This window comes from Luteimonas mephitis DSM 12574 (genome assembly GCF_000422305.1).
Classification (GTDB): domain Bacteria; phylum Pseudomonadota; class Gammaproteobacteria; order Xanthomonadales; family Xanthomonadaceae; genus Luteimonas; species Luteimonas mephitis.
The window spans coordinates 699307-723067 of sequence record NZ_KE383816.1; the positions used below are offsets into that span (position 1 = coordinate 699307).

18 protein-coding genes and 1 pseudogene are annotated in these 23761 nt (G+C 69.0%); 9 read left to right on the forward strand and 10 right to left on the reverse strand.

Annotation, left to right across the window (positions count from 1 at the left end; all coding sequences use genetic code 11):
• The first annotated feature begins 19 nt into the window (after window positions 1-19).
• A complete protein-coding gene (locus H570_RS0113200; RefSeq protein ID WP_051176390.1) occupies window positions 20-331 on the forward strand; it encodes a DUF2782 domain-containing protein in 312 nt (103 codons plus the stop codon).
• A gap of 114 nt (window positions 332-445) precedes the next feature.
• Here H570_RS0113200 and ligD read toward each other — a convergent pair whose 3' ends face one another.
• Both ligD and ku read right to left on the reverse strand, forming a co-directional pair.
• Window positions 446-2941, reverse strand: a complete 2496-nt coding sequence (gene ligD / locus H570_RS0113205) for a DNA ligase D (protein ID WP_027081152.1) — start codon at window positions 2939-2941, stop codon at window positions 446-448.
• Between the two features lie 36 nt (window positions 2942-2977).
• Window positions 2978-3916, reverse strand: a complete 939-nt coding sequence (gene ku / locus H570_RS0113210) for a non-homologous end joining protein Ku (RefSeq protein WP_027081153.1) — start codon at window positions 3914-3916, stop codon at window positions 2978-2980.
• A 197-nt stretch (window positions 3917-4113) separates the two neighbouring features.
• Between ku and H570_RS0113215 the strand changes: the two genes are divergently transcribed.
• Window positions 4114-4359 carry a hypothetical protein gene (locus tag H570_RS0113215; RefSeq protein WP_027081154.1) on the forward strand — a complete coding sequence of 82 codons (246 nt, stop codon included), beginning with the start codon at window positions 4114-4116 and terminating at the stop codon, window positions 4357-4359.
• A gap of 150 nt (window positions 4360-4509) precedes the next feature.
• Window positions 4510-4737 carry a putative cation transport regulator ChaB gene (gene chaB, locus H570_RS0113220; RefSeq protein ID WP_027081155.1) on the forward strand — a complete coding sequence of 76 codons (228 nt, stop codon included), beginning with the start codon at window positions 4510-4512 and terminating at the stop codon, window positions 4735-4737.
• Window positions 4738-4856: 119 nt separating this feature from the next.
• Here chaB and uvrD read toward each other — a convergent pair whose 3' ends face one another.
• The 7 genes and pseudogenes from uvrD to coaBC all read right to left on the reverse strand — a co-directional run bounded on the left by uvrD (window position 4857) and on the right by coaBC (window position 15330).
• The gene (gene uvrD, locus H570_RS0113225) at window positions 4857-7040 is read right to left on the reverse strand and encodes a DNA helicase II (protein ID WP_027081156.1); all 2184 of its coding nucleotides are present in this window, start codon (window positions 7038-7040) and stop codon (window positions 4857-4859) included.
• 158 nt (window positions 7041-7198) lie between these two features.
• Window positions 7199-7801, reverse strand: coding sequence for a TIGR00645 family protein (locus H570_RS0113230; RefSeq protein ID WP_027081157.1), 603 nt, complete (start codon window positions 7799-7801; stop codon window positions 7199-7201).
• A gap of 118 nt (window positions 7802-7919) precedes the next feature.
• Window positions 7920-8609 carry a hypothetical protein gene (locus tag H570_RS0113235; RefSeq protein ID WP_036136111.1) on the reverse strand — a complete coding sequence of 230 codons (690 nt, stop codon included), beginning with the start codon at window positions 8607-8609 and terminating at the stop codon, window positions 7920-7922.
• A gap of 10 nt (window positions 8610-8619) precedes the next feature.
• Window positions 8620-10917, reverse strand: coding sequence for a S9 family peptidase (locus H570_RS0113240; RefSeq protein ID WP_156899988.1), 2298 nt, complete (start codon window positions 10915-10917; stop codon window positions 8620-8622).
• Window positions 10918-11187: 270 nt separating this feature from the next.
• Window positions 11188-13503, reverse strand: a complete 2316-nt coding sequence (locus H570_RS0113245; RefSeq protein ID WP_051176427.1) for a phosphomannomutase/phosphoglucomutase — start codon at window positions 13501-13503, stop codon at window positions 11188-11190.
• A 23-nt stretch (window positions 13504-13526) separates the two neighbouring features.
• A complete protein-coding gene (gene dut / locus H570_RS0113250; RefSeq protein WP_027081161.1) occupies window positions 13527-13985 on the reverse strand; it encodes a dUTP diphosphatase in 459 nt (152 codons plus the stop codon).
• Window positions 13986-14110: 125 nt separating this feature from the next.
• A pseudogene (gene coaBC, locus H570_RS17595) lies at window positions 14111-15330 on the reverse strand (bifunctional phosphopantothenoylcysteine decarboxylase/phosphopantothenate--cysteine ligase CoaBC).
• Between the two features lie 192 nt (window positions 15331-15522).
• Between coaBC and radC the strand changes: the two are divergent.
• The 5 genes from radC (at window position 15523) to H570_RS0113280 (ending at window position 20566) form a co-directional block, all read left to right on the forward strand.
• Window positions 15523-16197, forward strand: coding sequence for a RadC family protein (gene radC / locus H570_RS0113260; RefSeq protein WP_027081162.1), 675 nt, complete (start codon window positions 15523-15525; stop codon window positions 16195-16197).
• A gap of 185 nt (window positions 16198-16382) precedes the next feature.
• Complete coding sequence (gene argS, locus H570_RS0113265) at window positions 16383-18071, forward strand: arginine--tRNA ligase (protein ID WP_027081163.1); 1689 nt, start codon at window positions 16383-16385, stop codon at window positions 18069-18071.
• Between the two features lie 266 nt (window positions 18072-18337).
• Complete coding sequence (locus H570_RS0113270; protein ID WP_027081164.1) at window positions 18338-19078, forward strand: SPOR domain-containing protein; 741 nt, start codon at window positions 18338-18340, stop codon at window positions 19076-19078.
• A 256-nt stretch (window positions 19079-19334) separates the two neighbouring features.
• Window positions 19335-19745 (forward strand): hypothetical protein, encoded by a 411-nt coding sequence (locus H570_RS18350; protein ID WP_051176391.1) that lies wholly within the window; start codon window positions 19335-19337, stop codon window positions 19743-19745.
• Window positions 19746-19813: 68 nt separating this feature from the next.
• Complete coding sequence (locus H570_RS0113280; protein WP_027081165.1) at window positions 19814-20566, forward strand: SDR family NAD(P)-dependent oxidoreductase; 753 nt, start codon at window positions 19814-19816, stop codon at window positions 20564-20566.
• Window positions 20567-20779: 213 nt separating this feature from the next.
• Here H570_RS0113280 and speA read toward each other — a convergent pair whose 3' ends face one another.
• Complete coding sequence (gene speA, locus H570_RS0113285; RefSeq protein WP_027081166.1) at window positions 20780-22675, reverse strand: arginine decarboxylase; 1896 nt, start codon at window positions 22673-22675, stop codon at window positions 20780-20782.
• Window positions 22676-22789: 114 nt separating this feature from the next.
• On the opposite strand from speA, the gene speE reads away from it, so the two are divergent.
• Entirely contained in the window at window positions 22790-23653 is an 864-nt protein-coding gene (gene speE, locus H570_RS0113290; RefSeq protein ID WP_027081167.1) for a polyamine aminopropyltransferase, read from the forward strand.
• The last annotated feature ends 108 nt before the right edge of the window (window positions 23654-23761 follow it).

Genomic DNA, 23761 nt, shown 5'->3' on the forward strand with positions numbered 1-23761 from the left:
TCCCCCGAGGAGTCGCGCCATGGCCCCGATCCGCTCCGTTCCGCTGCGCATCGCACTCTCATCCGCCCTCCTGGCCCTGGCTGCCTGCGCGACGATGCCCGCCAGCGACCCTGCCACCGACATTCCGCCCGATGCCGTGCCGACCACGCGCACCGAAGCCAACGGCGACGTCGTCACCGAGTACCGCGTCGCCGGCCAGCTGCGGGTGGTGAAGGTCGAGCCGTCGCGCGGCCCGGTCTATTACCTCTACGACCGCAACGGCGACGGCCTGCCGGACAAGGCAGGCGACAACCCGCCGCAGACGTATTTCAAGCTGTTCGACTGGAACTAGCGGAAGCGCTCCGCGGAACGGGTCGAGCGCCGCGGCTCCGCGCCGGTGTGCGCTGGCGCGGCCAGTCGCGCACCGGCCCACGCAGCACTCGCGGACGACGGGCCCCCGGGCGATTCATTCCGTGATATCCGGCAGCGCCTGCCCGAGCCCGTCGAACCCGGCCCACGGATCCTTGCGCAGCCGCGCGGCGCGCTGCTTCGCGCTGGCCAGGTCGAACGCATCCGGGCGCTTGATGCTGCCCAGCTCTTCCCATCGCAATGGCACCGCCACCGGCGCGCCCCTGCGCGCGCGCAGCGACCATGACGCCACGCTGGTGGCGCCGCGCGTGTTGCGCAACCAGTCGATGAAGATCTTCCCCGGGCGCTTCGCCTTCGACATCGTGGCCACGTAGCGCTCCGGCGCGTGTGCGGCCATCGCGCTCGAAAACGCCTCGCAGAACCCGTGCACGACATCCCACGACGGTCCGCGCGCGATCGGCACGACGACGTGCAGTCCCTTGCCGCCGGACAGGCGCACGAAGCTTTGCAGACCGGCCTGCTCCAGCTTGCCGCGCAAGTCGCGCGCAGCGGCGACCACCGCCGGCCAGCGCACGCCTTCGCCGGGATCGAGGTCGAACACCAGCCGGTCGGGCTGCTCCGGATCGTCGATGCGCGCACCCCACGGGTGGAACTCCAGCGTGTTCATCTGCACCAGGTCGATCACGCCCTCGATCGAATCCACGTACAGGTACTGCTCGCTGCCGCTCTTCTGCTTCAGCGCGATGGCATGCACGTGGTCGCCGAGGCTGCCGGCATGGTGCTTCTGGAAGAAGCATTCGCCCTGGCTGCCGTCGGGACAGCGCAGCAGCGAAAGCGGCCGGTCGACCAGCTCCGGCAGCAGCCACCGCGCTACGCCGCGGTAGTAGTCGGCGACATCGCCCTTGGTGTAGTCCGCACCCTCGAACACGACGCGTTCGGGGTGGGTGATCCGCGCATTGTCCTTCGCTGGCTTGCGTGTCATCGGCGTTTTCCCGGCCTGGCTTTTCGATCCCGCGACCTGCGGCCCGACGTCGCGCGGCCGCTTGTCGGCTCGCAGGCGCTTGAAGCTGGATTGGCGCAGCAACCCTTCCTTGGCCCATCCGCGGAACGCGACCTCGGCCACCAGTTTCGGCGCCACCCAGTGCACGCCGCGTGTCGGGAACGACACGTGGCCCGGCAGTTCGACCGTCGCGGTCTTGCGTTCGATCGCCTGCAGGCGCTGGTGGATCGTGCGCAGGGCCGCGGCATCGAACCCGGTGCCGACCCGGCCGACGTAACGCAGCCCGGCGCGCTCGCGCGTCGCCAGCAGCAACGACCCGAATCCGCTGCGCGAACCCTTCGGCGCGGTATAGCCAACGATGATGAACTCGTCGCTTTCCTCGTGCTTGGCCTTGATCCAGTCGCCGCTGCGACCGGACCGGTAACCGCTGTCGATGCGCTTGCTGACCACGCCTTCGATGCGCTGCTGCCCGGTCTGTGCAAACACGTCCGCACCGTGGCCGACGACGTGGTCGCTGAACGCCAGCACGCCGGTGCTGCGGCCGAGCAACTGCTTGAGCAGCGCCTTGCGTGCCTGCAACGGCGCCTTGCGCAGGTCGACGCCGGCGAGCCCGGGCAGGTCGAACACCAGGTATCGCAGCGGCGCTTTCGAGGTTCCGTCGATCACGCGCTGCAGTTCGGAGAAATCGCTGCGGCCATCCTCGGCCAGCACCACCAGTTCGCCGTCGAGGCAGGCGTCGGCAACAGGCAGCGCCGCGACCGCCTTGGCCACGTCCGGAAAGGTTTCGTCCCAATCCAGGCCGCCGCGCGAACGCAGTTTCGCAACGCCGTCGACGACGTCGGTCATCAGCCGGTAGCCGTCCCACTTGATCTCGTGCAGCCAGTCGTCGCCGGCAGGAGGCGTGGCGCGCAGCAAGGTGAGCTCGGGGGCGAAGCCCACCGGCATGTGGCCGTCGCGTGCGCCATCGAGCGCCAGCGCACGCTTGCGCCAGACCGCGTCCTTCTTTGCGGCCTTCCTGGCGACTGCGGCATTCTTCGCGCCCGCCGTCCCGCGCTTTCCCGCCTTCGTCGACTGGGCCGGGGTTGCGACCAGGTCATCGGCCTCGCGGTCGGCGGCGTGCGCGTCGTCGCGCTTTATCAGCAACCACTGCCTCTGCTTGCCGCGCATGTTCGTGCGCACCAGTTTCCAGCCGCCCTGCAACCTGCCGCCGCTGAGGGTGAAATCGAGCTTGCCGGCCGCGAGTGCCTCGAGCGGATCGCCGTCGCAGGCCCAGTGGCCGTGGTCGAATACATCGACGTGGCCGGCGCCGTAGTTGCCCGCGGGGATGTCGCCCTCGAAGGTGGCGTAGTCAAGCGGATGGTCCTCGACTTCCACCGCGAGCCGCTTCTCGCCCACCCGCAGCGAGGGGCCCTTCGGCACGGCCCAGCTCTTCAACACGCCGTCCATTTCAAGGCGGAAATCGTAATGGCGCGATCGCGCATCGTGCAGTTGCACCACGAAGACCGGGCGATGACCCGGGGTGCGGCCGGCATTGGCAGCCGGTTCCGGGGTCTGGTCGAAGCGACGCTTGCGCGCGTAGTCGCGCAGGCTCATGACCGGTGACCCATGGCCGGCACGGCGTCGACCGCCCTAGCCGGTCCTGCGCTTCGCGGATTTCCCGGCCGCGGTGGCAGTCTTCTTCTTAACCGGGGCCTTCTTCACCGGCGCCTTCTTCTTCGCGGTCTTCCGGGCGGTCTTCTTCGCCGCGCCCTTTTTCGCCGGCGTGCGCTTGTTGCTGGCGATGGACTTCTGCAGCAGCGACATGAAGTCGACCACGTTGGTGGCGGTGTCCTCTGCGGCCTCCGGCTCGTTGTCCTCGGCCTTGGCGAGCGCACCCTTCGATTTCATCTTCTTCTTGATCACCGCTTCCAGGCGCGCGCGGAATTCATCATGGTAGTCGTCCGGCACCCACTTCCCCGACATGGAGCCGATCAGTTGTTTGGCCATGTCCATTTCCTTCGCGGTGATGCGATAAGTCGAAGGCTTGCCTTCCGGCAGCTTGTAATCGGCCGGGTCGACCAGTTCCTGGGGATAGCGCAGCAGCATCAGCAGCAACGCATCGTCCTGCGGCATCACTGCGGCAAGGTACTCGCGGGTTCGGATCACCACCCGCGCGATGCCAACCTGTTTCGTCGCCTTCAGCGTCTCGCGCAGCAGCACGTAGCCCTTTTCGGCCTTCTTCGCCGGCACCAGCACATAGGGCTTCTCGAAGAACTGCGGCGGGATCATGCCGGCATCGACGAAGGTCTCGACTTCGACGGTTTCATGACTCTCCGGAGCGGCCGACTTGATGTCCTGCTCCTCGATCACGACATAGCTGCCCTTGTCGTACTCGAACGCCTTGACGACGTCCTTCCACGGCACTTCCTCTCCGGTCTCGGCATTGACGCGTTCATAGCGGATCGGCTTCCGGTCGCGCGAATCGAGCATCCGGAAGCTCAGGTCGACCTTGCGCTCGCCGGACATCAACGACACCGGCACGTTGAGCAGGCCGAACGACAGGGTACCGGTCCAGATCGGGCGTGCCACGTCAGCGATCCTGCCGCGACGATCGCCGCCCTGCGGCCCTTGCGATAGCGTGGAATTTGGCCACTGGCGACTCTCGCTTGCGACGGGCCCCAGACCCTACGGCGGCCGCGGTGAGATCCCGGTGAAGCGCTGCAGTTCACATCGCATGCAAAGCCCATGCACGAGAATCCGCGCTGCGACCACCGACAGGACACGACATGTACGGCCGCGAACGACGCCAATCCGGGGATCTGGACGACGAGACGCTGCGTGCGGGACTGAGCCCCGCACAACTGAATGCGCTGGAGACACTGGAACACTTCGGCTGGACGCTGCGCTTCGTGCGCAGGCCGATGTTCCGCGATCCGGTCCCGGTGCTGTTCGCCCGCGACGGCAAGCGCTTCGTGGTGCTGCAGGCCGATGGCACGCTGGATGAAGCCCCGGACCTGGTGATCCGCAACTAGGTGGCCTGCCTGCGGGAACGGCCGCGGCCGCCATTTCCCCGGCGCGCGGAAGCCGGCTTGCCCTGCGCCATCACGCGGGCTTGCCTTCGACTTAACCCCGCCGGCGGCATCTTCGCCGCAGCATCGAAGCGATTGAAGCAGGAGGCCGCCATGCCATACGACCGCATCAGCGAACTGCCCGGATCGGTGCGCGACCACGTGCCGAAGCATGCGCAGGAGATCTACAAGGAAGCGTTCAACAACGCCTGGAACGAATACAAGGATCCGGATGACCGCCGCGGCGACGCCTCGCGCGAGGAAACCGCGCACAAGGTGGCGTGGTCAGCGGTGAAGGAGAAGTACGAGAAAGGCGACGACGGCGACTGGCACGCAAAATAGCTGGAGGCCGGGATTGGGGATTCGGGATTCGGGATTGGAGAAGCGGCTCCCGCGTCGTGTCTCGGCTTCCAGCCGAATTCCTGATCCCCATTCCGCAATCCCGTATCCCTCTGCGCGCCTCAGCGCGCGGGCTGCAGGTTCGCGTACGCCAGCACCAGCCACTTGCTGCCGGCGTCGTCGAAGTTCACCTGCACGCGCGCGTGCGCGCCGGCGCCTTCGATGTCGGTGATGATGCCGCTGCCGAACTTGGCGTGGGTGACGTTCTGGCCGAGCCGGATGCCCGGGTTCTCGTCGACCACCGCGTGGCCGAAGTCGCGTCGCGGCGCATTGGCATACATCGGCCGCGACACCTGCACCTTCGGCCGCACCTCGTTGAGCAGCGGTGCCGGGATCTCGCGCAGGAAGCGCGACGGGATGCCGTACATGTCCTGGCCGTGCAGGCGCCGTGATTCGGCGTAGCTGAGCACCAGCTTCTGCCGCGCACGGGTAATGCCGACGTAGGCCAGCCGGCGTTCCTCCTCCAGCCGCCCGCTCTCTTCCACCGAACGCGCATTCGGGAACAGGCCTTCCTCCATGCCGCCCAGGAACACCAGCGGGAACTCCAGTCCCTTGGCACTGTGCAGGGTCATCAGCTGCACGCCGTCCTCGCCCGCCTGCGCCTGGCCTTCGCCGGCCTCCAGCGCGGCGTAGGCGAGGAACGCGACCAGCTCGCTCAGGCCCGCGCTCTCGTCCTCGTCGCCGCGGACGAAGCGCGACGCCACAGACACCAGTTCGTCGAGGTTGTCGACGCGTGAATCGGCGGCGCCCTTGGATTCGTTGGTGTAGTGCTCGCGCAGGCCGGAGCGCACCAGTACGTGGTCGATCTTGTCCTTGAGCGGCAGCTCGGAGACCTCGCCGTCGAGCGCGTCGACCAGCCCGTGGAAGCCGGCCAGCGCGTTGCGCGCGCGTGCGGCCAGTCCGTTCCCGTGCGACACGCGGATCGACGCCTCCCACAGCGACACGCTGTCGGCGCGCGCGCGCTGGCGCACCTCGTCGAGCGTGCGCTCGCCGATCCCGCGCGTGGGCGTGTTGACCGCGCGCTCGAACGCCGCATCGTCGCTGCGATTGCTGACCAGCCGCAGGTAGGCCAGCGTGTCCTTGATCTCGGCGCGCTCGAAGAAGCGCACGCCACCGTAGACCCGGTACGGGATCTGCTCGGCCAGCAGCGTCTCTTCGAACGCGCGCGACTGCGCGTTGCTGCGATACAGGATCGCGCAGTCGCCGTGGCTGCCCCCGTCGCGCACCCACTGGCCGATGCGCTCGACCACGAAGCGCGCCTCGTCGATCTCGTTGTAGGCCGCGTATAGGTCGACCGGCTCGCCCTCGCCGCTGTCGGTCCACAGCTGCTTGCCCATGCGCGCCGGGTTGTGCGCGATCACCGCATTGGCGGCATTGAGGATGTTGGCGCTCGAGCGGTAGTTCTGCTCCAGCCGGATTGTCTGCGCGCCCGGGAAGTCGTGCAGGAAGCGCTGCACGTTCTCGACTTTCGCCCCACGCCAGCCATAGATCGCCTGGTCGTCGTCGCCGACCACGAACACCTGGCCCGTATCTCCGGCGAGCAGGCGCACGAAGCCGTACTGGATGGCGTTGGTGTCCTGGAACTCGTCCACCAGCAGCTGGCCGAAGCGCTGGCGGTAGTGCGCCAGCAGCGCCGGAGTGTCGCGCAGCAGCTCGTGCGCGCGCAGCAGGATCTCGGCGAAATCGACCAGCCCGGCGCGGTCGCAGCGCTCCTGGTACAGCGCGTAACTTTTCAGCATCACGTCGGACCATTCGTCGCGATCCGCTTGGATGTGCTGCGGGCGCCGGCCCTCGTCCTTCTGCCCGTTGATCCACCACGCGATCTGCCTGGGCGGGAAGCGCGCCTCGTCGAGTTCCAGCTGTCGCACCACGCGCTTGACCAGGCGCAGCTGGTCGTCGCTGTCGAGGATCTGGAAGCCTTCGGGCAGCCTCGCATCTTGCCAGTGCAGGCGCAGCAGCCGGTGCGCGAGGCCGTGGAAGGTGCCGATCCACAGCCCGCGCGAACCGTTGCGCAGCAGCGCATCGGCGCGATGGCGCATCTCGCCGGCGGCCTTGTTGGTGAAGGTGACGGCGAAAATGCCGTGCACCGGCACGCCGAACACTTCGTTCAACCAGGCGATGCGATGGGTGAGCACGCGCGTCTTGCCGGACCCGGCGCCGGCAAGCACGAGATAGTGGCCCGGCGGCGCGGAAATGGCCTCGCGCTGGGCGTCGTTGAGCCCGTCGAGCAGGTGGGAAACATCCATCGCGGCATTCTACGCGAGGGTGCGTCGCAGTCCCGGCGACGCCACCCGCGCAACCTGTAGGAGCGGCTTCAGCCGCGAGCTTTGCGGCCGTCGTTTCGCCATCGGGACAAGCTCGCGGCTGAAGCCGCTCCTACGAGAAGCCCGCCAGCCGCGCCGCGTCAGTGCGCCGCGATCTGTTCGCGCTTGCTCGACGTGCCGGTCATCAGCTTGTCGGTCCAGGCGATGCCGATCGCCGAGAGGATGAACACGCAGTGGATGATCGTCTGCCACATCACCCCGGCCTCGGTGAAGCGGCTGCCCGGCGTGCCGAGCGTGCCGATCTCGATGAAGGTCTTGAGCAGGTGGATCGAGCTGATGCCGATGATCGCCATCGCCAGCTTCACCTTCAGCACGCTGGCGTTGACGTGGGAGAGCCACTCAGGCTGGTCGGGATGGCCCTGCAGGCCCAGCCGCGAGACGAAGGTTTCGTAGCCGCCGACGATCACCATCACCAGCAGGTTGGAGATCATCACCACGTCGATCAGGCCGAGCACGATCAGCATGATCGCCACTTCCGCGGTCTGTTCGGCGCCGACGGCGCCGGGCTGCGCGTGGCCGTCGAAGAACACCTGGTCGACCAGGTGCACCAGTTCGACACCGAACTGCCAGACATAGATCGCCTGGGCGACGATCAGGCCCAGGTACAGCGGCAGCTGCAGCCAGCGCGAGCTGAAGATCAGGGCGGACAGGGGGCTGAGGCGGGTCGAGCGGACCTGGGACATGCGGGGCTTGGGATCGGGGAAAGGGGGCGAAGGTTACCATCGCCATCGACGCACACCGGCAAACCAATGGCATTCCCTGACGCTAAGGGTTCAGCAGGGTTCTCGCCGGCCCCGAAGCCTATTGGCCAGCTTGGCGCGCACTGTCCAAACGATCTATAGACCGTGCCAGCTCGAGTAGTTTCTCCGTCGATGGTGCTGTATTTGAAGCCTCTGCGACCATCTCCGCGATCAGGCCGCCTGGCCCCGCCCCCCGCGGCGTCCATGCGAAAGCGCAACTGTCTTCTCCACTCCCGAAATACAGGTTAACGCCGTCGTATCCATACTCTCTGGCTGTCATCGCGTAGCGGGTATGACGAACAATCGGATTAACAATCTCGAATTGCTCGAATCTCGTAAGCGACACAGCTGAGATTCTTTGTTGGGTTGCCGACAACAAGCTGCTTTCCGGGGACCGGAAATCGATCTGCCCAAAAATTCGATAAGTTCTTATGTAGTCAGCACCAAAGACCACAAGCTCGGGCTCGGAGAAAGCAGCTTCGACCAGCACCCAGAGATCCGCGTTTGACTCACCTATCGCGATGAGCTTGCTTTGCGCCGCCCAGAAAAATTTCCTTTCATGGGCGTCGCAAGGCGAAAGCCCTCTGTCATTCTCGAATCGGAAACTGGCAATCTTGTCCAGCTCCGCGGCGCTGTCCAGATATTCCTGATCTTGCTGTTTCTTGGAGCCGATAATGTGGCCAATGAACGCAAGGACTGCCAACATCGCAATCGATATCGCCAGAATGACGATGGGACGAGGACGCTCCATCGAGGGCCAGCTACTCCCTAGCCGGTGAGATTCGGTACCCCGCCGGCGGCTGCGCACCCAGCAGGTGGCGCACGAAGTAGTCCCAGCGCTTGCGGGTGACGTACATGCCCACCTCACCGCTGCCGTAGCCGTGGCGCGCTTCTGGCAGCAGCAGCAGGTCGAAGTCCTTGTTGGCTTCGACCAGCGCCTGCACCACCAGCAGGGTGTTGGCGGGCGGCACGTTGTCGTCGAGCATGCCGTGGATCAGCAGCAGGTGGCCCGCGAGCTTGCCGGCATGGTTCTGGTTGGCCTGGTCGTCGTAGTTGCTGCTGCCGTCCTTCGCGATGACCGGAAGACCCTGCCACTTCTCGGCCCAGTCGTCCTCGTAGCTGCGGTTGTCGTGGTTGCCGCTTTCGGCGATGCCGACCTTGAAGAAATCCGGGTAGCGGAACATCGCGCCGGCGGTGGCGTTGCCGCCTCCCGAATGGCCCCAAATGCCGGCGCGGTCGAGGTCGATCCACGGGAAACGCCTGGCCAGCTGCCGCATCCCCGTAACCTGGTCGGGCAGCGTGTTGTCGCCGATGTTGCCGAAATATGCGTCGTGGAAGGCCTTCGAGCGCCACGGCGTGCCCATGCCGTCGATGGCGACGACGACGAAGCCAAGTTCGGCCAGCGCCTGGTTGTCGCCGTGCGAGGCAAGGAAGCTGCGGCTGCGCACCGAGCCCGTCTGCGGGCCGGGATAGATGTAGTTGACGATCGGATACTTCTTCGCCGGGTCGAAGTCCGTCGGCTTGAACATCAGTCCGTAGAGATCGGTCTTGCCGTCGCGCGCCTTGACCGTGAACGGCTCCGGCGCCACCCAGCCGGCCGCCTGCAGGCGCGAGATGTCGCCGCGCGCGACTTCGCGCACCAGCGCGCCGTCGGCGGCGCTGCGCAGCACCGTGACCGGTGCGGTGTCGGTGGTCGAGTACGTGTCGACGAAGTACGTGCCGCCCGGCGAGAGTTCGACCTTGTGATCGGCGTCCTCGGGCGTGAGCAGCGCCGGCGCGCCGCCGTCGAGCGAGACCTTGTAGAAGTGCTGGTAGTACGGATTGCGACCGGCCTCGCGGCCGACGCCGCGGAACCACGCGGTGCGCGTTTCCGGATCCACGCGCAGCACCTCGGTGACGTTGCCCTCGCCGGTCGTGACTGCATGCTTGAGCTTGCCGCTGCCGGCGTCGTACAGGTACAGGTTGCCCCAGTTGTTGCGCTCGCTGAACCACAGGATTTCGTTCGACGCCGGCAGGTAGCGCCAGTTGACCGCGCCATTGCCGCTCTCGAAGTACGTCTTCACCTTCTCGTCGAACACGGTGCGTACCGCACCGTTTTCCGCGTCGGCGATGCGCAGCCAGGCCTGCCGGTGGTTGCGCGACGTGGAGGCGAACGCCAGCGTGCGGCCGTCCGGTGCCCACTGCACGTCCTCCCAGCCTCCGTTGCAACTGACGTCGTCGCACAGCGTGGAGCGATGCTGGTCCGGCGGCATCTGCAGGCGCACGACCTTGCGCGCGGGCACGTCGATGACCACCCGCTCGATCATGGTGACGTGCTCGTCGCCGACGAACGGATACTTCCAGCGCTCCACCTTCGGCGCGCCGACGTTGGTGTGCACCAGCACCATCTCGCTGGTCCTGCGCTGGTCCTGGCGGAACGTCGCGAGCTTCAGCGAGTCGGGCGACCACACCACGATTGCGTTGTCGGTGTGCTTCCAGCCGGCGTTGTCGGTGGCATAGCCGTAGTCGGTGGCGCCGTCGGTGGTCAGCTGCGTCTCCGCGCCGCTGGCCACATCGCGGACCCACAGGTTCCAGTCGCGGACGAAGGCCTCGCGCTTGCCGTCCGGCGAACGCACGCCCGGTTCCTTGCCTGCCTTCGCGACGCATTCACCCTTGCCCGACAGGTCGCAGCGCCAATCCTTGCCGGAGACCGACGCAGTGATGCGACCGCCGTCGTCGATCGACCAGCGCTGCAGCGGCAGTTGTTCTGCCTTGACCGGCTTGCCGGTGGCCTTGGACAGCGCGCGCGCGAGCTTGACGTGGTCGAACGCCGGCACCACGCCGCCGCTGGCCGCATCGACGCGCAGGAAGCGGTCGCCTTCGGCGTCATGATCGCGATAGACGAACTGGCCGTCATCGAGCCAAGCGAGTTGCGACGGCACGTGGTCCACCAGCGGCGCGGTGTTGTGCGGCAGGAACTTTTCCGCGCGCGCGTAATCGGCGGCATCCACCACCGGCGCCTGCGCGAACGCGGCGGTCGCCGCCATCAGCCCGACGGCCGTCCAGGCCACCGCCACCATCGTCCGCGCGCCGCGCGCGCCGCTTCCGGCCATCGAATGCATGCAATCCCGTCCCCGTATCGACTGTGGCGCATCCCGCGTATGGCGCGCCTTTGCGGGCAATGCTACCCCGGCGCGACCGGGCTTGCGGTCGATGGTGACGGTCCTTGCCCGGCATGGACGCCGCGCGCGCACGAAGGACGGCGCGACCACGCCCCCGCGGCACTACACGCCGGTCGAGCGCAGCGGCGCGCCAGTGAGGCCGCCTCCAAAGTGGAGCCGTGCGCGGCGTCAGAACGGCAGCCGCAGCTCCGGATCCAGCGCCAGCAGCTGCTCGCGGAAGGCCTGCTGGATGCGTTCGAGCGCCTCGGCCGAATCACCGTCGAAACGCAGCACCAGCACCGGCGTGGTGTTGGAGGCGCGCACCAGGCCCCAGCCGTCGGGCCAGTCGACGCGCAGGCCGTCGATGGTCGACAGCCGTGCGCCGTCGAAGTGCGACTGGGCGACGAAGCGCTCGACGAAATGGTGCGGATCGCCGTTGGGCGCGTCGACCTTGATCTCCGGCGTCGACACACCGTTGGGCAGCGCATTGAGCACCTCGCCGGGCGCCTGCGGATCGGTGGCGAGGATCTCCAGCAGCCGCGCGGCGGCGTAGATGCCGTCGTCGAAGCCGTACCAGCGCTCGCCGAAGAAGAAGTGGCCGCTCATCTCGCCGGCCAGCTCGGCTTCGGTTTCGCGCATCTTGGCCTTGATCAGCGAATGCCCGGTCTTCCACATCAGCGGGCTGCCGCCGTGGCGCAGGATGTGGCCGGGCAGGCGCCCGGTGCACTTGACGTCGAACAGGATCACCGCGCCCGGGTTGCGCTCCAGCACGTCGGCTGCGAACAGCATCAGCAGGCGGTCGGCGAAGATGTTCTGGCCGTCGCGCGTCACCACGCCGAGGCGGTCGCCGTCGCCGTCGAAGGCGATGCCCAAGTCGGCGTCGAAGCGCGCGACCGTGTCAATCAGGTCCTTGAGGTTCTGCTGCTCGCTGGGATCGGGATGGTGGTTGGGGAAGCTGCCGTCGATCTCGCAGAACAGCGGAATGACTTCCGCGCCGATCGCCTCCAGCACGCGCGGGCCCACCTCTCCGGCCACGCCGTTGCCGGCGTCGACGACGACCTTGAGCGGGCGCGCGACCTGCACGTCCTCGGCGATCCGCCGCACGTAGTCCTCGGAGATGTCGCGCTCGCTGTGGCCGCCCGGCGACAGCGCCTCGTGCAGGCGGTTGTCGGCGATGCGCGCGTGCAGGTCGGCGATGGCGTCGCCATGCAGGGTTTCGCCGCCGACCACGACCTTGAAGCCGTTGTAGTCGGGCGGATTGTGGCTGCCGGTCACCGAGATGCAGCAGCCGGTATTGAGGTGGTAGGCACCGAAGTACACCACCGGCGTCGGCGCCATGCCGATGTCGATGACGTTGCGGCCGGCCTTGCGCAGGCCGCGCGCGAGGCCCTCGACCAGGTCCGGCCCGGACAGCCGGCCATCGCGGCCGACGACGATGTCCTCCAGGCCCTTCTCCTGCATCAGCGAACCGATCGACTGCCCGATCAGCTCCGCCACGCCCTTGTCGAGCGTCTGCCCGACCACGCCGCGGATGTCGTAGGCGCGGAAGATGCCGCGGTCGATGCGCACCGGCGCGGGCCGGGGAGCGTCGCGCACGGCAACGGGCGCCTGCACCTGGTCTTCCGGCGGACCGTCGACCAGCACCTGCGACAGGGTCGGCGCGCTGCCGTCATCGGCGTGCTGCAGGCCGCCGATCCGGCTGGGCAGGCGCCAACATACGTAGGCCAGCAGCGCCAGCACCAGGGCGGCGATGAAGGACCCGAGCACGCCCAGCCCGAACGGGCTGATCACCGCCGTCGGCACCGCCGCGGCGATGCGCAGGCTGGTGCCGATGATCGGGATCGCGCGACGTTCGGCGCCCTGCGACAGGGCCGCATCGCCGCGCTCGAACAGGGTGAAGCTGCCCTGGCGCAGGGCCAGGTAGCTGTCATCGGACAGGCTGGCGTTCTGCAGCCCGAGCGTGGCGCGCGCCAGCGGCATGCGGACGACGGCGATGCCGACCACCTTGCCGTCCACTTGCGCCGGCGCCGCCAGCGCGATCGCCGGCTTGCCGCCGTGGCGGACCGCCCACAGCACCGGCTTGCCTTCGGTGATCGCCGCCTCGGCGGCCGCGATGCGGCCGAAGCCGGTTTTCGGCAGGCCGGCATACGCGTCCTGCAGGTCGGGCTGCAGCACTGCCGCATCCTCGATGCCATTCCAGCCCTCGCCGAGCGCGGTCCCGGCGGCGGCCAGGTCGCCGGCCTTGAGTGCCGACAGCACTTCGGTCGACGCCAGCCGCTGCGCGAGCTTGTCGAGATCGCCCTGGAGCACCCGCTGGGTGGATTGCGCGGCCATGTCCCGGCCTTGCTCCAGCGCCGCGCGCCGGCTGTCGTCCTGGATCTGGCGCCAGCCGCTCCAGGCCAGCCACAGCGCCAGCAGCGCAAGGATCGCGGCAATGATCGGCAGGTACGGCCGCGCGTGGGCCAGTGCCACGTGCAGCTTTCCCGGTTCGTGTTCGTCATGCATGGCCTGCCCCCCGACTGCCATTTTCAACGCACGCCGGTATGGCCGAAGCCACCCGCCCCACGCGCGCTGTGCTCGAAAGTATCCACTACTTGCAGCGTTGCCCGCACGATCGGCGTCACAACCAGCTGCGCGATGCGGTCGCCGGGTTCGATCGTGTAGGCCTGGCGGCCGCGGTTGAAGACGCTGATCATCAGCGGCCCCTGGTAATCCGCATCGATCAGGCCGGTGCCGTTGCCCAGCACGATGCCGTGCTTGTGGCCCAGCCCGGAGCGCGGCAGCACCACCGCGCACAGGCCCGGATCGTCGATGTGGATCGCCAGTCCCGACGGCACCAGCGCGGCGTCGCCGGGCTGCAGCACCAGCGCGGCGTCGAGCGCGGCGCGCAGGTCGAGCCCGGCGCTGGCCTGCGTGGCGTAGTCCGGCAGCGGCCAGTCGCGGCCCATGCGTGGATCGAGGATCTTCAGTTGCAGGGTGTGGTGCATGGAAGGCCTGTTGCGCGGTGGATCGTGGCCCGCGAGCGTAACGCAAGTCGCGTCGACGCCCGCAGGAGCGCCCCATGGGCGCAATCGCGTCGCGCCGGGAACGCCATCGCGCCCGTGGGGCGCTCCTACAGCCGTTCGGCGACCAGGTCCAGCAGGCGATCGGCCAGCTCGGTCTTCGGCGCCGGGCCGAGCGCCTGCTCGCCACCGTTCCAGTACACGACCAGCGCGTTGTCGTCGCTCTCGAAGCCGCTGCCTTCCACCCCGACCCGGTTGGCGGCGATCAGGTCCACCTTCTTCTTCACCAGCTTGGCGCGCGCATTGCTGTCGACGCTGTCGGTCTCGGCCGCGAAGCCGACCACCAGCCGCGGCCGCCGCGCGTGGCCGGCGACGTCGGCGAGGATGTCGCGCGTGCGCACCAGTTCAAGCGTCAGCCCGTCTTCACCGTCGCGCTTCTTGATCTTGCCGGCGGCCACCTGGCGCGGGGTGAAGTCGGCGACCGCGGCGGCGCCGACGTAGACGTCGGCCGGAAGCCCGGCAAGCACGGCGTCGTGCATCTGCGCCGCCGAACGCACGTCGACGCGCTGCACGCCTGCGGGCGTGGCCAGCGCCACCGGACCGGCCACCAGCAGCACCTGCGCGCCGCGGCGCGCGGCGGCGGCGGCGATCGCGAATCCCATCTTGCCGCTGCTGCGGTTGCCGATGAAGCGGACCGGATCGAGGTCCTCGTACGTCGGCCCGGCGCTGACCACGATGCGCAGCCCCGCGAGCGCATCGGCGGCGGCCATCAGCGCAGCGCCTGGATCAGTTCGGCCACGATCGCGTCGGGTTCGCGCAGGCGGCCGGGGCCGGACTCGCCCTCGGCCAGCGGGCCGTCGTCGGGGCCGATCACCTGCACCCCGCGTTCGCGCAGGGTCGCGATGTTGGCCTGGGTGGCCGGATGCAGCCACATGCGGTGGTTCATCGCCGGGGCGACCGAAACCGGCGCGGTGGTGGCCAGGCACAACGTGGTGACCAGGTCGTCGGCGAAGCCGTGTGCCAGCTTCGCCAGGGTGTCGGCCGTGGCCGGCGCGATGACGATGCGGTCGGCCCAGCGCGCGAGTTCGATGTGGCCCATCGCGGCCTCGGCCGCGGCGTCCCACAGGCTGGTGCGCACCGGCAGGCCGGACACGGCCTGGAAGGTCGCGGTGCCGACGAAATGCTGCGCGCCGTCGGTCATCGCCACCTGCACCGTGGCGCCGGCGTCGCGCAGGCGCCGCACCAGCTCGGCCGCCTTGTAGGCGGCGATGCCGCCGCACACGCACAGCAGGATGCGGCGTCCCTGGAGCTTGTCGCTGGCCTCGGCCATGTCAGGAAATCCCTACCTGCAGACAGGGCGCCAGCTTACCCGAACCGCCCACGCGGCCCGACTGCGCCGGGCCGCGCGACGCGCTCCAATGTCCCCATCGCCGGCGGCTGCTTTTGAAAGGCATGTGGCCATTCCTTCTGCATCGCCCCGGGTGGGCAGCCGTCGGCGAACCTCCTTCCCACTGGACCTTCCATGCACATCCGCGACTGGCCCGCCGGCGAACGCCCCCGCGAGAAGCTGCTCAAGCGCGGCGCGGTGGTGCTGTCGGACGCCGAACTGCTGGCGATCTTCCTCGGCTCCGGCCTGCGGGGGCTGGATGCGGTGGCCACCGCCCGCCAGCTGCTGGCCGAACACGGCCCGCTGCGCCGGCTGCTCGAATGCAGCCCACCGGAACTGGCGAAGCTGCCCGGCCTGGGCCCGGCGCGCGCCTGCCAGCTGTCGGCGGCGCTGGAACTGTGCAACCGCTTCCTCGCTGCCGGGTTGGAGCGCGGCGACGCGCTGACCGACCCGGCCGCCGCCGGCCGCTACTTCGCCCAGCGCCTGCGCGGCCATCCCAGCGAGATCTTCGCGGCGCTGTTCCTCGATACCCGGCATCGCGCGCTGGCGTTCGAGGAGCTGTTCCGCGGCACCGTCGACGGCGCCGAGGTACATCCGCGCGAGGTCGTGCGCCGGGCGCTGGCGCACAACGCCGCGGCGATCATCGTCGGCCACAACCATCCCAGCGGTAGCGCCGAACCCAGCGCCGCCGATCGCGCCGTCACCGCCCGGCTCAAGCAGTCGCTGGCGCTGGTGGACGTGCGGCTGCTGGACCACTTCGTGATCGGCGACGGCGCGCCGGTCTCGCTGGCGGCGCGCGGCTGGGTCTGAACGGCGCGCGGCGCAACCGACTGGTTCATGGATGGAGCACGGAAACGTGCGGCACAAGGATGTGCCACCCTCTGTTTCTACCGGGTTCGCACCACGGGTCCGTTGCATGGGCCCGGCGGCGCCACGCGGGCTGGTGCCGCGCTCACGTACAATGCGGGGCCGTTGATCCGCGACACCCCGTCCCCGTGAAATCCCAGCTCCGCGCCCTGATTGCACAGGGCATCGATGCCCTCCGCGCCGCCGGAACCCTGCCCGCCGACCTCGCCGTGCCCGACTTCGTGGTCGAGCGCCCGAAGGACCGCAGCCACGGCGACTTCTCGACCAACGCCGCGATGCTGCTGGCCAGGCCGGCCCGCAGCAATCCGCGCGCGCTGGCGCAGGCGCTGGTCGACGCGCTGCCGGCCAGCGGCGACATCGCAGCGGTCGAGATCGCCGGTCCGGGCTTCCTCAACTTCCGCCTCGCCGCCGACGCCTGGCAGCGCCAGCTGCGCGCGGTGCATGCGCAGGGCGCGACCTACGGGCGCAACGACAGCGGCGACGGCCGCACCGCGGGCGTCGAATACGTCTCGGCCAACCCGACCGGCCCGCTGCACGTCGGCCACGGCCGCGCCGCGGTGATCGGCGACTGCATCGCGCGCGTGCTCGACGCCAACGGCTGGGCGGTGAAGCGCGAGTTCTACTACAACGACGCCGGCGTGCAGATCGAGAACCTCGCCCGCTCGGTGCAGGCGCGGGCGAAGGGCCTGACGCCCGACGACGCCGGCTGGCCGGAAGACGGCTACCGCGGCGACTACATCGCCGACGTCGCCCGCGCCTTCCTCGACCGCGCCAGCGTCGAGGTCGAGGGCCAGGTCGTGTCCGGCAACGGCGATGCCGACGACCTTGACGCGATCCGGCGCTTCGCCGTGGCCTGGCTGCGCAACGAGCAGAACGGCGACCTCGCCGCGTTCGGCGTGTCGTTCGACGTGTACTTCCTCGAGTCGTCGCTGTATGCGGACGGCAAGGTCGAGGAAACCGTGCGCGAGCTCGTTGCCCACGGCCACACCTACGAGGACGGCGGCGCGCTGTGGCTGCGCACCACCGATTTCGGCGACGACAAGGACCGCGTGATGCGCAAGTCCGACGGCACCTACACCTACTTCGTGCCGGACGTCGCCTATCACCTGTCCAAGTGGCAGCGCGGCTACCAGCGCGCGATCACCGAACTTGGCGCCGACCACCACGGTTCGCTGGCGCGGGTGAAGGCCGGCCTGCAGGCGCTCGACGCGGGCATCCCGCACGGCTGGCCGGAATACGTGCTGCACCAGATGGTCACGGTGATGCGCGGCGGCGAGGAAGTGAAGCTCTCCAAGCGCGCCGGCAGCTACCTGACCCTGCGCGACCTGATCGACGAAGCCGGGCGCGACGCGACGCGCTGGTTCCTGCTGGCCCGCAAGCCGGATTCGCAGCTGGTGTTCGACATCGACCTGGCGCGCTCGCAGTCGCTCGACAACCCGGTCTACTACGTGCAGCTGTCGCATGCGCGCATCTGCGGGCTGCTGCGGCAGGTGGAGGAGCGCGGGCTGGCGTTCGACCTCGACAACGGCCTGGCGCAGCCGCTCGATCCGGGTGACGCCGCGTGCCACGGCCTGCTCACCGACCTGGCGCGCTGGCCGGAAGTGGTGGCCGCCGCGGGCGAACAGCTCGAACCGCACCTGGTGACGACCTACCTGCTCGAACTGGCGCAGGCGTTCCAGACGTACTACAACGACCACCAGTTCCTGGTCGATGACGCCAGCGTGCGCGACGCGCGCCTGGCACTGGCCCTGGCGGTACGCCAGGTGCTGGCCAACGGACTGGACCTCGTCGGCGTACACGCACCGGAGAAAATGTGAGAGCCTGTTCCGAGCCGTTATCCGGGCCGCGTTGCCCTGCCGTGGCCGCCATGCGGTCGCGCGCGGCGCAGTGCCTGACTGGCCGTCAGGTCAAGCCGCGGGCGACCGCATGGCGGCCACGGCAGGGCAACCCTTCGGGCTGGGGCCAAGTGCCCGCAGCGCTGTGTCATCGTTCGGTTGCGCATCGACATGCGCGCCCTCTCTCTTCCTTGCGCTGCGGGCACTTGGCCCCAGCGCGACCCAGATAACGGCTCGGAACAGGCTCTATGGCAGCAAGACGCGGCAAGTCGCAGGCGCGACGCAACTCGGGCAACAGCGGCGGCCTGCCGGGCTGGGCCTGGCTGGTCCTCGGCATCGTGATCGCGCTGTTGGCGGTGCTGACGCTGCCGCGGCTGCTGAAGTCCGACGGCAACGACGGCTTCATCCTGCCGCGCGCGAACCCGGACGCGCAGCCGTCGTCGTCCAGCGACGACGATGCCGACCTGCCGGCGCCGGTCGCCGCCGCGCCGAAGCCCGGCGCGAAGGGCGCGGACGACCAGGAGCGGCAGTACGACTTCTACACCGTGCTGCCCGGCCAGGAAGTGGCGATGTCCGACGCCGAGCTCGCCGCCAGCGCCCGCGCCGAGGCGGCGCGCAAGCAGCAGCTCGCGCAGCAACAGCAGGCGGCCGCCGCCGCGTCCGATGACGCGGCCATGCCGGCACCGATCGCGACGACGCCGGCAGCACCCGCGCCTTCGGCCCCGGCGGCGCCGGTGGCCACGAACACGGACACGCAGGCGCCCTACATCCTGCAGGCCGGCGCCTTCGGTGCATCCGGCGACGCCGAAGCGGTCAAGGCCCGGATCGCCCTGCTCGGCCTGAATGCCCGCGTCGAGTCGGCGTCGATCGACGGCAAGACCATCTACCGCGTGCGCATGGGCCCCTACGGCACCGCTACCGAGCTGGCCGCGGCCAAGGGCAAGCTGGCCAACGGCGGCCTGCCGGCGATGGCGATCAAGGTGAAGTAGTCCGGGATTCGGGATTCGGATTCGGGATTCGGGATTCGGGGGCAAAGCCGCCTGCCGCGTTCGCGCAAGGCCTTTGCTTGCCGGGAATGCAGGCCGGGGCGCAGCCGCCCTGGCAGGAACGCGGGTCGCGATCAAGGATGACGTTGTCCAGCGCCCGAGGGCGCCTTCCGGGCGATCCGCGACCGCCGTCAGGACCCGGTCGCGACCGCTGAGAAGCCGCTGCGGCATGATGCGTGCCCATAGGGAGAGCGCCGCCATGCCAATTGAAGCCGCACTGATCAAGCCCGTCGTCGACGCCCTGATGGGGCTGTTCAGGCAGGGCGACAACCTGCGCCTGAAGCACAACGCCGAGGCCGCGCTGCGCGAGGCGATCCGCGAGCTGCTGCTCGCCAGCCCGGACGACAACAAGGCCGAGGCGCGCATCGCCATCGCCAAGGCCGCCGGCATCCTGTCCGAGGACGTGGTGCTGGCCGAGGACATGCTGAAGAAGCACCGCGCCACCAAGGCGCGCACCAGCGGCAAGGCGGCGACCGGGCGCAAGCGCAAGCCCGCGGCCGCGAAGACCGAGCAGTCCGCGCCTGCGAAGAAGGCCGCGAAGACCGCACCGAAGCCCGCTGCGAAGAAGGCCGCGAAGACCGCCGCGAAGAAGGCGCCCGGCAAGTCCTGACCCCCGCGCGCCGACACCCCGCGCGCGGCGCGGATGCCGCCGGCATGCAACGCGCCTAGAATTGCCGCATGACCAAGACCCTCCTCGTCACCGGCGCCACCGCCGGCTTCGGCGCCGCCATCGTCGAACGTTTCGCGAGCGCCGGCTGGCGCATCGTCGCCACCGGCCGCCGTGCCGAGCGCCTGCAAGGGGTGGTCGAACGCTTCGGCGCCGACGTCGTGCATCCGGCCGCGTTCGACATCCGCGACGCCGACGCGATGCAGGCCGCGCTCGACGCGATCCCCGCGCCGTTCCGCGACATCGACGTGCTGGTCAACAACGCCGGACTCGCGCTGGGCACCGCGCCGGCGCAGCGCGCGGACCTGGCGCAGTGGCGGCAGATGATCGACACCAACGTCACCGCGCTGGCGACGATGACCCACGCCCTGCTGCCGACGCTGGTCGCGCGCCGCGGCGCGATCTTCAACATCAGCTCGATCGCCGGCTCGTACCCGTATCCGGGCGGCAACGTCTACGGCGCGACCAAGGCCTTCGTCACCCAGTTCTCGCTCAACCTGCGCTCGGACCTGCACGGCACCGGCGTGCGCGTGACCTCGATCGAACCGGGCTTGGCCGAAACCGAGTTCACCCTAGTGCGCACCGGCGGCGACCAGTCGGCCTCCGACGCGCTGTATGCGGGCACGCAGCCGATCACCGCCGGCGACATCGCCGAATCGGTGTGGTGGATCGCCAACCTGCCGCCGCACCTGAACATCAACCGCTTCGAGGTGATGCCGGTGAGCCAGTCGCTGGCGGGGCTGCAGATCCACCGCGGCGCGTAAGCCAGGCGCGAAGAATCCACCACCTCCTGTAGGAGCGGCTTCAGCCGCGAGCTTTGGCTCTTGCCCCCTCTCCCTGCGAAGGCAGGGGAGGTTGAGAGGGGGTGGCCATGGTTCGCGGTTCTACTGAAAGCACCCCTCCCCAGCCCTCCCCTGCCTTCGCACGAAAGGGAGCAGGAGCTCGCGGCTGAAGCCGCTCCTACATGCGCAAGGCGGCTACGCCAGCGGCGTGTCGTCCAGGTAGGTGTAACCGGTCAGCCCGGCTTCCAGCGCATCGTCCAGGCGCTGCGCCTCGTCGGCCGGCAGGTTCGCGGCTGCGACCTTCTCGCGATACGTGCGGCGCAGGTCGTCGACCTGGTAGCCGACGTAGTCGAGCATCACGTCGGTGGTGTCGCCGCGACGCTGCTGGGCGATCGTGTAGCCGTCGCCGTCGCCGTCGACCTTGACCTCGATCGCGTCGGTGTCGCCGAACAGGTTGTGGATGTCGCCGAGGATCTCCTGGTAGGCGCCGACCAGGAAGAAACCGAGGCGATAGCTCTCACCGTGGCGCAGTTCGTGCAGCGGCAGCGAGGTGTCGAGGTCCTCGTTCTCGACATAGGTGTCGATCTTGCCGTCCGAATCGCAGGTCAGGTCGGCGATGATGCCGCGGCGCGTCGGCGCCTCGTCGAGGCGCTCGATCGGCACGATCGGGAACACCTGGTCGATCGCCCACACGTCCGGCATCGATTCGAACACGCTGAAGTTGACGAAGTACTTGTCGACCAGCCGTTCGCTGAGCTCGTCGAGCAGCGGCCGGTGGCTTTTCTCGCGGTAGGTCAGGCGCGCATTCACCGCGTGGGCGATGGCGTAGAACAGGTCGTCGATGCGCGCGCGATGGACCAGGTCGAGCTGGCCGAGCGCGTACAGCGACAGGCCCTCGGCGTGGAAGTGCTGCGCTTCCTGGTACAGCTCCACGGCAGGCCGTTCATCGAGCTCGGCGTGGATTCCGCGCAGATGGCGGATCACCATCGGCTCGTCGTCGTGCTCGTCGGGCACGCGGCCTTCCGGCGCGGCCTCGACTTCCGAGACGTTGGCCACCAGCACCGCGTGGTGCGCGGTCATCGCGCGCCCGCATTCGGTGACGATGCGCGGCGCCGGCAGGTCGTTGGCGGCGCAGGCGTCGGCCAGCGGCTGGACGATGTTGGAAGCGTACTGGGCGATGCCGTAGTTGACCGAGTTGTAGCTGCGCGAGCGCGTGCCCTCGTAGTCGATCCCGAGGCCGCCGCCGACGTCGACGTAGTCGATCACCGCGCCCAGCTGCGACAGCTCGACGAAATAGCGCGTGGCCTCGCGCATGCCGCGGGCGATGTCGCGCACGTTGGAGATCTGCGAGCCCATGTGGAAATGCAGCAGCTTGAGCGCGCCGCCCATGCCGGCATCGCGCAGCGACTTCCACAGGTCCAGCAGCTGGCGCGGGCTGAGCCCGAACTTGGCCTTGTCGCCGCCGGAGTTCTGCCACTTGCCCGCGCCCAGCGAGGCCAGCCGCATGCGCACGCCCAGCACCGGCTCCACGCCCAGCGCCTCGGCTTCTTCCATCACCAGCCGCAGCTCGGACGGTTTCTCGACCACGATGAAGGTGTTCATCCCCAGCTTGCGGCCGATCAGCGCCAGTCGGATGTACTCGCGGTCCTTGTAGCCGTTGCAGATGATCAGCCCGCCCGGGCGCGACAGCGCCAGCACCGCCATCAATTCAGGCTTGCTCCCGGCCTCCAGGCCGAAGCCCTCGCCGGCGTGCGAGGCCAGCGTGCCGGCCACGCCGCGATGCTGGTTGACCTTGATCGGGTACACCGCGGTGTAGCCGCCGGCGTAGTCCCAGTCGGCCTTCGCCTGCGCAAACGCCTCCTGCAGCATCCGCAGGCGGTCGCCGAGCACGTCCGGGAAGCGCACCAGCAGCGGCAGGTTGGCGCCCTGCGCCAGGGCGGCGTCGATCACTTCGGGCAGGACGATCGTCGGGCCGTCCGCGCCGCGCGGCCGCACGACGACCCGGCCGCCGCTGCCGACGTCGAAGTAGCCTGCGGCCCAGTGCGGGATCGAATAGGTCTTGCGGGCCTGGTCGGGTGACCACGCGGTCATGGCAGCAATCCGGGAAATCCAGCGGGACGCGCATTCTAGCGTCCGCCGGCCGAAGGGCCGTGATCGGTCTTCGCTACAATCCACGCCCCCACGATGTCGAGCGAGCGATCCGCCATGGCCGAGCCCACCTGGATGTACGAGAACTTCGAGCCCGCCGGCTCGGCGATCGGTTACCGCGTGACCCACAAGCTCGACGAGGTGCAGTCGCCGTTCCAGAAGATCGAGATCTACGAGTCGACCGACTGGGGCAACCTGATGCTGATCGACGGCGCGATGATGCTGACCACGCGCGACAACTTCCTGTACCACGAGATGATGTCGCACCCGGCGCTGTTCACCCACGCCGACCCGAAGCAGGTGGTGATCATCGGCGGCGGCGACTGCGGCACCCTGCGCGAGGTGCTGCGCCACCCGGGCGTGGAACGCGCGGTGCAGTGCGACATCGACGAGCAGGTCACGCGCATGTCGGAGAAGTATTTCCCCGAGCTGTGCGAGTCCAACGCCGACCCGCGCGCGCAGTTGCTGTTCGACGACGGCATCGCCTACATGGCCAACTGCGCGCCGGGCAGCGTCGACATCGTGATCGTCGATTCCACCGACCCGGTCGGCCCGGCCGAGGGCCTGTTCAACAGGGCCTTCTACGAAAGCTGCTTCCGCGCGCTGCGCGACGACGGCATCCTGGTGCAGCAGTCCGAATCGCCGCTGGTGCTGCTGGAACTGATCCAGGAAATGCGCGGCGAGATGCGCAAGGCCGGGTTCGGCGCGTTCCAGACCCTGCCGTTCCCGCAGCCGTGCTACCCGACCGGCTGGTGGAGTTGCACGCTGGCGCGCAAGCATGCCGGCCCGGAGAACGGCGGCTTCGGCTTCCGCGAGGCCGACGCCCGCGGCAAGGCGTTCGCGACGAAGTACTACAGCGCCGACATCCACAAGGGCGCGGCGACGCTGCCGCCGTTCGTCGCCGAAGCCCTCGGCGAATAGTCCGCGTTCGCGGCCCGGGCGCGAGCTAGCCCCGGTCGCCAGGTGACATGACCACCCCGGTACGCAACGCGTGCCTGGGCGGCGCTTGCCGCCGCAATTTCAGGGAAC